Here is a 10637-nt window from a genome sequence, read left to right as displayed (position 1 = left end):
TGTGCTCCCACTCGTGCTCGCAGCACCTCCGGCAGTCAGCTTGCCATTCACCGCTCTCACTCCTGATTCTAATACCCCCTCAAGACACAAGCCGGCTTGCCGGCGATGGGCCGCGAAGCGGCCCCAATTGCTATGAATCAGTCGGCCAGGGTGGCCTGCTGCAGTTCGAAGATCTCGTTCATGCCCTTCTGCGCCACGGCGAGCATGGCGTTCAGGTCTTCAGGCTGGAACGGCGCGCCCTCGGCGGTGCCCTGTACCTCGATGAAACCACCGGTGCTGGTCATGACCACGTTCAGGTCGGTCTCGGCGGCGGAGTCTTCCAGGTAGTCCAGGTCCAGCACGGCCTCGCCTTGGTACATGCCCACGGAAACCGCGGCGATCATGTGCTTGAGCGGGTTGCCAGCCTTGAGGCCGCCACGCTTCTTGATCACGGCCAAGGCATCGCACAGGGCGACCATGGCACCGGTGATCGACGCGGTGCGGGTGCCACCGTCGGCCTGAATCACATCGCAGTCGATGTACAGGGTGATGTCACCGAGCTTGCTCATGTCCAGCGCGGCGCGCAGCGAGCGGCCGATCAGGCGCTGGATTTCCAGGGTGCGGCCGCCCTGCTTGCCACGGCTGGCTTCGCGCTGGTTACGCTCGCCGGTAGAGCGCGGCAGCATGCCGTATTCGGCTGTCAGCCAGCCTTGGCCCTGGCCTTTGAGGAAGCGGGGCACACCATTCTCCACGCTGACCGTGCAGATGACCTTGGTGTCACCGAACTCGACCAGTACCGACCCTTCGGCGTGCTTGGTGTAGTTGCGGGTGATGCGGATCGAGCGGAGCTGATCGGCGGCGCGACCACTTGGACGTTTCATCTGGGATACCTGTACTGGGACTTGAATCTGCCGAGCATTATAGAGCTCGCAGCTGCGGGAGGACACGCCTATTGTCGCGCCCCTGACAGCCTGTCGCCTTTTCCCACTGCGCATTTCGCCCTCTGTAACATGGCTGGATTGGGCGCCGAGGCCCCACTGCGCTACAATCCTGCGCCTTGCAGCCGAGAGGCTTTCCTGTTCATTCATCTACGCGAGGTACTCCCCATGGTGCACAGCATGACCGCTTTTGCTCGTGTCGAGCGCGCCGGCAGCCAAGGCACCCTGGTCTGGGAGCTGCGCTCGGTCAACCACCGCTACCTGGAGCCGCACCTGCGCCTGCCCGAGGCCCTGCGTGACCTCGAAGGCGCGGTACGCGAAGGCCTGCGCCAGGGGCTGTCGCGCGGCAAGGTGGAATGCACCTTGCGCCTCAACGAAGACAGCACCGGCAAGCCACTGAAAGTGGACCGTGAGCGCGCCGCACAGCTGGTCGCCGCCGCCGAAGAGGTGGCTGGCCTGATCAAGCAGCCGGCCCCGCTGAACCCCCTGGAAGTGCTGTCGTGGCCCGGCGTGCTGGTTGCCGACGCCAGCGACCCGCAAGCGCTGAACGCCGAGGCCGTGGCGCTGTTCGACGACGCGCTGGCCGAGCTCAAGGCCGGGCGCCTGCGTGAAGGCCAGGAGCTGGCCCGGCTGATCAACGAACGCCTGGACAACATGACCACCGAGGTCACCACACTGCGCGCCCTGGTGCCGCAGATGCTGGCGGCCCAGCGGCAGAAAATTCTCGACCGCTTCGGCGACATGCAGGCTGAGCTCGACCCGCAACGCCTGGAGCAGGAGATGGTGCTGCTGGCGCAAAAGAGCGACGTCGCCGAAGAGCTCGACCGCCTCGCCACCCACGTCACCGAAGTGCGTCGCGTGCTCAAGTCGGGCGGCGCGGCCGGCCGGCGCCTGGACTTCCTGATGCAGGAACTCAACCGCGAAGCCAATACCCTCGGTTCCAAGGCATTCGACCCGCGTAGCACGCAAGCGGCGGTCAACCTGAAGGTATTGATCGAACAGATGCGTGAACAAGTACAGAACATCGAGTAAGGCCACCCCGACCATGAATCACAGCAGCGGCACCCTCTACATCGTTTCGGCCCCTTCGGGTGCCGGCAAGACCAGCCTGGTAACGGCCCTGACCCAGGACGACAAGCAAATCCGCGTCTCGGTCTCGCACACCACCCGCGCCATGCGCCCGGGTGAGCAGCACGGGGTGAACTACCACTTCGTCGTGCACGAAGAATTCAAGGCACTGATCGAGCAAGGCGACTTCCTCGAGCATGCCGAAGTGTTCGGCAACTTCTACGGCACGTCGCGCAGCGCACTGCAGCAGACCCTCGACCAGGGCTTCGACCTGATCCTGGAAATCGACTGGCAAGGTGCCCAGCAGGTGCGCAAGCTGATGCCCGAGGCACTCTCGGTGTTCATCCTGCCACCCAGCCAGGAAGCGCTGCGTCAGCGCCTGGATGGGCGTGGGCAGGACAGTGAGGAGATCATCGCCGGGCGCATGAAAGAAGCGGTCAGCGAGATGGTGCATTACGACGAGTACGATTACCTGATCATCAATGATGACTTCGGCGTCGCGCTGGAGGAGTTGAAGGCGGTGTTCCGCTCGAACCGCCTGCAGTTGAAGAAGCAACAGCAGCGCCACGGTGGGCTGCTGAAAGAACTGCTCTCCTGAGAGACCGAGCGGGGCTGCTTTGCAGCCCATTCGCAGCACAAGGCTGCTCCTACAAAGGCAAGGATGTAGGAGCAGCCTTGTGCTGCGAATGGGGCGCAAAGCGCCCCCTCTGCATTACTCCGCCAGCGGCAGGGTCGCCTGCTGACGCAGGGTCGCCCCCAGGAAGTACGCCGGCGCCCGCATCCGCGACAGCAGCATCAGCCCGATGCCGAGCACCGAAATGATCGCGGCAATCACGAACACCAGCCCCAGCCCACCCACATGCGAGCCGCTGCCGAAGTCTGGCGAAGCGCTGTCGATCGCGGTACGCGCGAAGATCACCGACAAGATGACCCCACCGACCAGCGGGCACAGGCCGCGCATGACGAAGTGGCGCACGCTGTCGAACAGGCTGTCGCGGAAGTACCAGACGCAGGCAAACGCAGTCAGCGAATAGTAGAAGCAGATCATCATCCCCAGCGCGGTGATGGTGTCGGCCAGCACGTTCTCGCTCAGGGTACGCATGGTCACGTAGAACAGGCCGGCGGCCAGGCCAGCGCAGATGGTGGCATAGCGCGGGGTTTGCGAACGCGGGCAAACGCTGGCGAACTTAGGCGGTACCGCACCGTAGTAACCCATGGCCAAGAGGGTGCGCGCCGGTGCCACGAAGGTCGACTGCAGCGACGCTGCGGTGCTGGCCAGCACGGCGATGGACATCAGGATCGCCAGCGGCCCCATCACCGGGCCGGCCAGGTGGGCAAAGACGTTCTCCTGGATGCGCGGGTTGTTCAGGCCCAGGCCCGTTTCGCTGATACCGGCAAACTGCAGGGTGGCGATGGCGGTGAACAGGTACAGGCCGAGGATCAACATCACGGTCCAAGTGGCGGCCTTGCCCGGCACCTCTTCGCTGCCCACCGATTCTTCGCTGACGGTCAGGCAGGTGTCCCAGCCCCAGAAGATGAAGATCGACAGTGAAAGCCCCGCGGCAAAGGCCGAAAACGACTCGACACCGAACGGGTTGAACCAGGCGAAATCGAATTCCAGCGGTGGCGGCGCAGTGGTGCCACCGAAGGCGGCGAAGGCAAAGCCGATCAGCACCAGCAACTGCAGGGCCACCAGGCCGTACTGCACCGTCATGGTGGTGGCTATGCCGCGACAGCAGATCCACACCGCCAGGGCGATGAACACGCAACAGGTACTGATGTTGATCAGCAGGTTATCCGCCAAGGCCGCCAGGCCATGGTTGCCGGTGATCTGCCCCAGGAACAGGTAGAAGAAGTCGACCGCCACGCCTGCCAGGTTCGACAGCACGATGGTGGTGGCGACCACCAGCCCCCAGCCCCCGATCCAGCCGATCATCGGGCCAAAGGCGCGCGCCGACCAGGTGAACGAGGTGCCGCTGTCCGGCTCTGCCGAGTTCAACTCGCGATAGCCAAGGGCGACCAGCAGCATCGGCAGGAAGCCGACGATGAATACCGCAGGCAGGTGGGCACCGACCTCTCGCACGGTTGGGCCAAGCGCGCCGGTCAGGGTATAGACCGGGGCGATGGTGGAAATGCCCAGCACCACGCTGGCCAACAAGCCCAGGCGGCCTTTGGCCAAGCCCTTGCTGCGCTGGGTGTTGCCCGCGTCGGCCGCCACATCGGGTGGGCGGCCGGCTTCTGTGTAATCGCTCATGAGTATGTGCCGTAAATTTTGGAATTGTTTTCGCGGGCCTTGCGTACAAGGCCCGCTTTCACTCATTGAAAGCTTGCAACAGGGGGGCGTCATCCGAGACTTTCGGGTGACGTCAGAATGCTTTCTGGCGCGTACCCTCCCGTGCAGCATGGGCAATACAGGCCTCGCGGAACGCCTGGAAAAGGCGCCGGGAGACCGGGTTTTCGGCAAAACGCCATTCAGGGTGCCACTGCACGCCAAGCACGAAGCCCGGCGCATCTGGCATCGACACCGCTTCGATCAGGCCATCCGGGGCCCGCGCCTCGACCCGCAGCCCAGGGGCCAGGCGGTCGATGCCCTGGCTGTGCAACGAGTTGACCTCGAATTGCGCAGCCAGGCCTAGGCGCTCGAACAACCCGCCAGGCGCGATGCCAACGGGGTGACGAGGGCCGTATTGCACCTCCAGGGGTGCGTCCTCAGGTTCGCGGTGGTCAAGGTAGCCAGGCAGCTCCTGCACACGCTGGTGCAAGGTGCCGCCAAGGGCCACATTCAATTCCTGGAACCCACGGCAAATGCAAAACACCGGCACACCGGCGGCAATCGCTGCCTGCAGCAGCGGCAGGGTCAGGCGATCGCGCGCGCGATCATGCCGGGTACCCTCCACGCTGGGGGCGCCATTGTAATGATGCGGTTCGATATTTGAAGGCGAGCCAGTAAAAAGAATGCCGTCGAGCTGGGCCAGCAGCGCGGGGGTATCACTGCCCCCGTCGCGCGCCGGCAAAATCAGTGGCAGCCCGGCAAAGCCGGCCGCCTCGACATACTTGTCGCCCACCGTGTGCGACGAGTTCTTCCCCACCTGCTGGCGGCAGGCACTGATACCGATCAAGGGGACCGCATTTGCGCTCATGGGCTTACACCGTGTGCAGGTACCAGTTGTACTCGAGGTCGGAGATCGACACTTCAAACTCGGCCAGCTCGCTTTCCTTGCAGGCGACGAAGATATCGATGTAATCCGGGCTGATGTATTGATTGAGCACTTCGCTGTCATCCAGCGCGCGCAGGGCATCGCGCAGGTTGTTCGGCAGGCTCTGTTCCAGTTGTTCGTACGAGTTGCCTTCAATCGGTTCACCCGGCTCGACCTTGCTGGTCAGGCCGTGGTGGATACCGGCAAGAATGGCCGCGAGCATCAGGTAAGGGTTGGCGTCAGCGCCGGCCACACGGTGCTCGATGCGCACGTTCTCGCTGCTGTCGGTCGGCACGCGAACCGCGACGGTGCGGTTGTCCAGGCCCCAGCTCGGCGCGTTGGGCACATAGAACTGCGCGCCGAAACGGCGGTACGAGTTGATGTTCGGGCAGAGGAAAGCCATCGACGCCGGCATGGTTTCCAGCACGCCACCGATGGCGTGGCGCAGCGCGTCGCTTTCCAGCGGGTCACTGCTGGCGAAGATGTTCTTGCCGGTTTTCTTGTCCAGCAGCGAGATGTGCACGTGCAGCCCGTTGCCCGCCTGGCCCGGGTAGGGCTTGGCCATGAAGGTGGTGTCCATCTCATGGTCGTAGGCCACGTTCTTGATCAGGCGCTTGAGCAGGATGGCGTAGTCGCAGGCCTTCAGCGGGTCGGCAACGTGGTGCAGGTTGACCTCGAACTGCGCCGGGGCGCTTTCCTTGACGATGGCATCGGCCGGCAGGCCTTGCTCCTTGGCCGCTTCGAGCATGTCTTGCAGGCAGTCGGCGTATTCGTCGAGGTCGTCGATCAGGTACACCTGGGTCGACTGCGGGCGCTTGCCCGAAATAGGCGAGCGCGGCGGTTGCGGGCGGCCGTTGAGGTTGTCCTGGTCGATCAGGTAGAACTCAAGCTCGAACGCGGCGCAGATATCCAAGCCCAGGTCGTCGAACTTGCTCACCACCTGGCGCAGCACTTCGCGCGGGTCGGCGAAGAAAGGCTGGCCTTCGATCTCGTGCATGGTCATCAGCAACTGGGCGGTCGGGCGTTTCTGCCACGGCTCGTTGCACAGCGTGCCGGGGATCGGGTAGCAGATGCGGTCGGCATCGCCAATGTCCAGGCCCAGGCCGGTGCTTTCAACGGTCGAACCGTTGATGTCGAGGGCAAACAGTGACGCCGGCAGGTTGATGCCTTTTTCGTACACCTTGTGCAGGCTGGCCCGCTCGATGCGCTTGCCGCGTACCACGCCATTCATGTCGGAGATCAGCAGATCGACATACTGCGTATCCGGATGGGCCTGGAGGAAGTCTTTCATCTCGCTGGAAGAACTGGCGCACGGGGTGACCGACGTCATGGTGTACATCCTTTGATTTGCTGCGGCGATGTGGGGATACGGCTGGCGCCTCACGGGCGACGATGGTTGCAGCTGTTGTTTTTTTCACTTTCCCATCGTGGGGATTGGTTGCCTGACCGGGCGCATTGATTCCCAGGGGCGGTTCCACTATAAAATGGCCTCAACGCAACAGACATTGGCATTTCGGCAAGCAGAGCGTGCATCAATGCAATATCAGATTACCCACGCCGACCTCTCCCTGGTCCTGGCCCTGGAACGTGGCCGCTCGTTGGCCAAGGCTGCCGAACTGCTCAAGGTGGACGTCTCGACGGTGTTCCGCTCGATCCGTCGCCTCGAGTCGGCACTGGGCACCGCGCTGTTCGTCAAAAGCCGTAAAGGCTACCTGCCCACCGACACCGCCCAGGCCCTGGCCGAGCAGGCCGAGCGCGCCGAACAGGCCCTGGAGGCCGCGCGCATCGCCATGACCAGCGGCGAACAGGTGGTCAGCGGTACGGTGCGGCTGACCTGCACCGAGGCGGTCATGCACAGCCTGCTGCTGCCGGCATTGGCCGACTTCATGCCCAATTACCCGGCGTTGTCGCTGGAAATGGGCACCTCCAACACCTTCGCCAACCTCAGCCGGCGCGATGCCGACATCGCCCTGCGCCTGACCAATACGCCACCCGAACACCTGGTAGGCCGCTGCCTGGGCTCGACCTCCTACGTGATCTGCGGCCAGCCGCAGTGGCGCGAGCGGCTGACCGAGTCGGCCAGCGGCGTGCCGTGGATTGCCCCGGACGACTCGATGCAGGACCACCCGACCGTGGTCTGGCGCAACCAGCAATACCCTGGGTTGAGCCCACGCTACCAATGCAGCGGCATGTCGACCATTGCGCAACTGGTCAGCACCGGGCTAGGCGTGGCGGCGCTGCCCGACTACATGGTGCATGCCTTGCCTGGCGTCGATGCGCTGAGCGGCCCGCTGCCCGGTTGCGACACCCAACTGTGGCTGCTGACCCGGCCCGATTGCCGGGCGTTGCGCTCGGTGCAGACATTGTTCGAGGAATTGACCCCGCGGTTGCGCGACGCGATGTTGTGAGATACAAGAGGAGGGTGTCTGTTGCGGCCCTTTCGCGGCTAAACCCGCCCCCACAGGGGCTGGCCTGATCCGCGCGTGGCAAAACAGCGCTTCCCTATTGGCTGGTGAATTTTTATACTATTGAGTCCGCCTGCCCATATTGGGCTGCACGCCCACCGCAATTGCTACTGAGGAAGACCATGGCCCGCGTAACTGTTGAAGACTGCCTGGAACACGTGGATAACCGCTTTGAGCTGGTCATGCTCTCGACCAAGCGCGCCCGTCAGCTGGCGACCGGCGGCAAAGAGCCACGCGTCGCGTGGGAAAACGACAAGCCGACCGTTGTTGCCCTGCGTGAAATCGCCGAAGGCATCGTCACCAACGAGTTCATCGCTGCTGAAGAGATCGTCACCGAGGATCCGGTCTTCGCCGCGTTCGAGGACGAGTCCAACGAGGCTGTCTGATTGATGCCAGGTCGACGTCGCGCGGCACAAGGCCCTCTTCCTCTGCAAGAGGTGAACCCATGCCGGGTATAGAAGCCTTAGCCGAACGGCTGTCGACCTACCTGGGCCCCGAACAGGTCAACCTGGTTCGGCGCGCCTATTTCTACGCCGAGCAGGCCCACGACGGGCAGCGCCGCCGCAGCGGCGAGCCCTACGTGACCCACCCGCTGGCCGTGGCCAGCATCCTCGCCGACATGCACATGGACCATCAGAGCCTGATGGCCGCCATGCTGCACGATGTGATCGAAGACACCGGCATCGCCAAGGAAGCCCTCTGCCAGCAATTTGGCGAGACGGTTGCCGAACTGGTCGATGGGGTCAGCAAGCTGACCCAGATGAACTTCGAGACCAAGGCCGAGGCGCAGGCCGAGAACTTCCAGAAAATGGCCATGGCCATGGCGCGCGATATCCGCGTGATCCTGGTCAAGCTGGCCGACCGCCTGCACAACATGCGCACGCTGGAAGTGCTGTCCGGTGAAAAACGCCGGCGCATTGCCAAGGAAACCCTCGAAATCTACGCCCCCATCGCCAACCGGCTGGGCATGCACACCGTGCGCGTCGAATTCGAAGACCTTGGCTTCAAGGCCATGCACCCAATGCGTTCGTCGCTGATTCACCGGGCGGTCAAGAGCGCCCGCGGCAACCGCAAAGAGATCGTCGCCAAAATCGAACAATCGCTGGCCAACTGCCTGGCTGCCGACGGCATCCAGGGCGAGGTCAGCGGCCGGCAGAAACACCTCTATGGCATCTACAAGAAGATGCGTGGCAAGCGCCGCGCCTTCAACGAGATCATGGACGTGTATGCCTTCCGCATCATCGTCGACAAGGTCGACACCTGCTACCGCGTGCTCGGCGCCGTGCACAACCTGTACAAGCCGCTGCCCGGTCGCTTCAAGGACTACATCGCGATCCCTAAAGCCAACGGCTACCAGTCGTTGCACACCACGCTGTTCGGCATGCACGGCGTGCCCATCGAAATCCAGATCCGCACCCGCGAGATGGAAGAGATGGCCAACAACGGCATTGCCGCCCACTGGCTGTACAAGTCCAACGACGACGAGCAGCCAAAAGGCAGCCACGCGCGGGCCCGCCAGTGGGTCAAGGGCATCCTCGAACTGCAGCAGCGCGCGGGCAACTCGCTGGAATTCATCGAGAGCGTGAAGATCGACCTGTTCCCGGACGAGGTCTATGTCTTTACGCCCAAGGGCCGGATCATGGAGCTGCCGAAAGGCTCCACGGCCGTCGACTTCGCCTATGCGGTGCACACCGACGTGGGCAACAGTTGCATCGCCTGCCGCATCAACCGCCGCCTGGCGCCACTGTCTGAGCCCCTGCAAAGCGGTTCAACGGTAGAGATCGTCAGCGCGCCGGGCGCCCGACCGAACCCGGCCTGGCTCAACTTCGTGGTCACCGGCAAGGCACGCACGCACATCCGCCACGCCCTCAAGCAACAGCGCCGCTCCGAGTCCATCAGCCTCGGCGAACGCCTGCTGAACAAGGTGCTGACCGGCTTCGACAGCAGCCTCGAAAAGATCCCGCAGGAACGCATTCAGGCGATTCTCGCCGAGTACCGCCTGGAGCTTATCGAAGACCTGCTCGAAGACATCGGCCTGGGCAACCGCATGGCCTATGTGGTCGCGCGGCGCCTGCTGTCGGCCGAAGGCGAACAGCTGCCAACGCCGGAAGGCCCGCTGGCCATTCGCGGCACCGAAGGCCTGGTGCTCAGCTACGCCAAATGCTGCACGCCGATCCCCGGTGACCCAATCGTCGGCCACCTGTCGGCGGGCAAAGGCATGGTCGTGCATCTGGAGAACTGCCGCAACATCAGTGAAATTCGCCACAACCCAGAGAAGTGCGTGCAGCTCTCCTGGGCCAAGGACATTGCTGGCGAATTCAATGTCGAGCTGCGTGTCGAGCTGGAGCACCAGCGCGGCCTGATCGCGCTGCTGGCCAGCAGCGTCAATGCCGCCGACGGCAACATCGAGAAGATCAGCATGGACGAACGCGACGGCCGTATCAGCGTGGTCCAACTGGTGGTCAGCGTGCACGACCGCGTGCACCTGGCACGAGTGATCAAGAAGCTGCGTACCTTGACCGGTGTGGTCCGCATCACCCGCATGCGTACGTAGTCCGCCAACCGCAAGGAGTCATCATGAGCAAGTCCGTCATCAACAGCGACAAGGCCCCTGCCGCCATCGGTACCTACTCCCAGGCAATCAAGGCTGGCAACACCGTGTACATGTCGGGCCAGATCCCACTGGACCCCAAGACCATGGAACTGGTCGAAGGCTTCGAGGCCCAGACCGTGCAGGTCTTCGAGAACCTCAAGGCTGTGGCTGAAGCCGCGGGTGGCTCGTTCAAGGACATCGTCAAGCTGAACATCTTCCTCACCGACCTGAGCCACTTCGCCAAGGTCAACGAAGTGATGGGCCGTTACTTCGAACAGCCTTACCCAGCCCGCGCCGCCATTGGCGTTGCCGCGCTGCCAAAAGGCTCCCAGGTCGAGATGGACGCGATCCTGGTCATCGAGTGATGCCCCTGGTGACGGGCGCCCTGCCCGTCACC

10 protein-coding genes are annotated in these 10637 nt (G+C 63.5%); 6 read left to right on the top strand and 4 right to left on the bottom strand.

Annotation, left to right across the window (positions count from 1 at the left end):
- Positions 1-137: 137 nt before the first annotated feature.
- On the bottom strand, positions 138-860 hold the full coding sequence (gene rph, locus HU750_RS10890; protein ID WP_186679416.1) for a ribonuclease PH: 723 nt from the start codon (positions 858-860) through the stop codon (positions 138-140).
- Between the two features lie 225 nt (positions 861-1085).
- On the opposite strand from rph, the gene HU750_RS10885 reads away from it, so the two are divergent.
- Both HU750_RS10885 and gmk read left to right on the top strand, forming a co-directional pair.
- Positions 1086-1949, top strand: coding sequence for a YicC/YloC family endoribonuclease (locus tag HU750_RS10885; protein WP_085272162.1), 864 nt, complete (start codon positions 1086-1088; stop codon positions 1947-1949).
- Between the two features lie 13 nt (positions 1950-1962).
- Positions 1963-2583, top strand: a complete 621-nt coding sequence (gene gmk, locus HU750_RS10880; protein WP_027592155.1) for a guanylate kinase — start codon at positions 1963-1965, stop codon at positions 2581-2583.
- 114 nt (positions 2584-2697) lie between these two features.
- Here the strand turns inward: gmk and HU750_RS10875 are convergent, their stop codons facing one another.
- From HU750_RS10875 to HU750_RS10865, 3 genes are all read right to left on the bottom strand, one after another.
- On the bottom strand, positions 2698-4239 hold the full coding sequence (locus tag HU750_RS10875; RefSeq protein ID WP_027592154.1) for an APC family permease: 1542 nt from the start codon (positions 4237-4239) through the stop codon (positions 2698-2700).
- A 112-nt stretch (positions 4240-4351) separates the two neighbouring features.
- Positions 4352-5125, bottom strand: a complete 774-nt coding sequence (locus tag HU750_RS10870; protein ID WP_099455723.1) for a gamma-glutamyl-gamma-aminobutyrate hydrolase family protein — start codon at positions 5123-5125, stop codon at positions 4352-4354.
- A gap of 4 nt (positions 5126-5129) precedes the next feature.
- Entirely contained in the window at positions 5130-6473 is a 1344-nt protein-coding gene (locus tag HU750_RS10865; protein WP_371097094.1) for a glutamine synthetase family protein, read from the bottom strand.
- A 244-nt stretch (positions 6474-6717) separates the two neighbouring features.
- Between HU750_RS10865 and HU750_RS10860 the strand changes: the two genes are divergently transcribed.
- The 4 genes from HU750_RS10860 to ridA all read left to right on the top strand — a co-directional run bounded on the left by HU750_RS10860 (position 6718) and on the right by ridA (position 10605).
- Positions 6718-7590 (top strand): LysR family transcriptional regulator, encoded by an 873-nt coding sequence (locus HU750_RS10860; RefSeq protein ID WP_186679414.1) that lies wholly within the window; start codon positions 6718-6720, stop codon positions 7588-7590.
- 179 nt (positions 7591-7769) lie between these two features.
- Positions 7770-8033 carry a DNA-directed RNA polymerase subunit omega gene (gene rpoZ, locus HU750_RS10855; protein WP_012312123.1) on the top strand — a complete coding sequence of 88 codons (264 nt, stop codon included), beginning with the start codon at positions 7770-7772 and terminating at the stop codon, positions 8031-8033.
- A 59-nt stretch (positions 8034-8092) separates the two neighbouring features.
- Positions 8093-10201 carry a bifunctional GTP diphosphokinase/guanosine-3',5'-bis pyrophosphate 3'-pyrophosphohydrolase gene (gene spoT, locus HU750_RS10850; protein ID WP_027592150.1) on the top strand — a complete coding sequence of 703 codons (2109 nt, stop codon included), beginning with the start codon at positions 8093-8095 and terminating at the stop codon, positions 10199-10201.
- Between the two features lie 23 nt (positions 10202-10224).
- Entirely contained in the window at positions 10225-10605 is a 381-nt protein-coding gene (gene ridA / locus HU750_RS10845) for a deaminase RidA (protein WP_027592149.1), read from the top strand.
- Positions 10606-10637: the final 32 nt, after the last annotated feature.

Source organism: Pseudomonas sp. SWRI50 (genome assembly GCF_014269095.1).
Classification (GTDB): domain Bacteria; phylum Pseudomonadota; class Gammaproteobacteria; order Pseudomonadales; family Pseudomonadaceae; genus Aquipseudomonas; species Aquipseudomonas kermanshahensis.
The sequence above is the reverse complement of the archived record's forward strand: the minus strand, read 5'-3'. Positions and strand labels throughout refer to the sequence as shown.

Bases quoted from the DNA above. Each gene is read 5' to 3' on its own strand.
- ridA (WP_027592149.1), top strand. From the start codon at position 10,225: ATGAGCAAGTCCGTCATCAACAGCGACAAGGCCCCTGCCGCCATCGGT.
- HU750_RS10885 (WP_085272162.1), top strand. From the start codon at position 1,086: ATGGTGCACAGCATGACCGCTTTTGCTCGTGTCGAGCGCGCCGGCAGC.
- rph (WP_186679416.1), bottom strand. From the start codon at position 860: ATGAAACGTCCAAGTGGTCGCGCCGCCGATCAGCTCCGCTCGATCCGC.
- HU750_RS10865 (WP_371097094.1), bottom strand. From the start codon at position 6,473: ATGAAAGACTTCCTCCAGGCCCATCCGGATACGCAGTATGTCGATCTG.
- gmk (WP_027592155.1), top strand. From the start codon at position 1,963: ATGAATCACAGCAGCGGCACCCTCTACATCGTTTCGGCCCCTTCGGGT.
- spoT (WP_027592150.1), top strand. From the start codon at position 8,093: ATGCCGGGTATAGAAGCCTTAGCCGAACGGCTGTCGACCTACCTGGGC.
- HU750_RS10875 (WP_027592154.1), bottom strand. From the start codon at position 4,239: ATGAGCGATTACACAGAAGCCGGCCGCCCACCCGATGTGGCGGCCGAC.
- rpoZ (WP_012312123.1), top strand. From the start codon at position 7,770: ATGGCCCGCGTAACTGTTGAAGACTGCCTGGAACACGTGGATAACCGC.
- HU750_RS10860 (WP_186679414.1), top strand. From the start codon at position 6,718: ATGCAATATCAGATTACCCACGCCGACCTCTCCCTGGTCCTGGCCCTG.
- HU750_RS10870 (WP_099455723.1), bottom strand. From the start codon at position 5,125: ATGAGCGCAAATGCGGTCCCCTTGATCGGTATCAGTGCCTGCCGCCAG.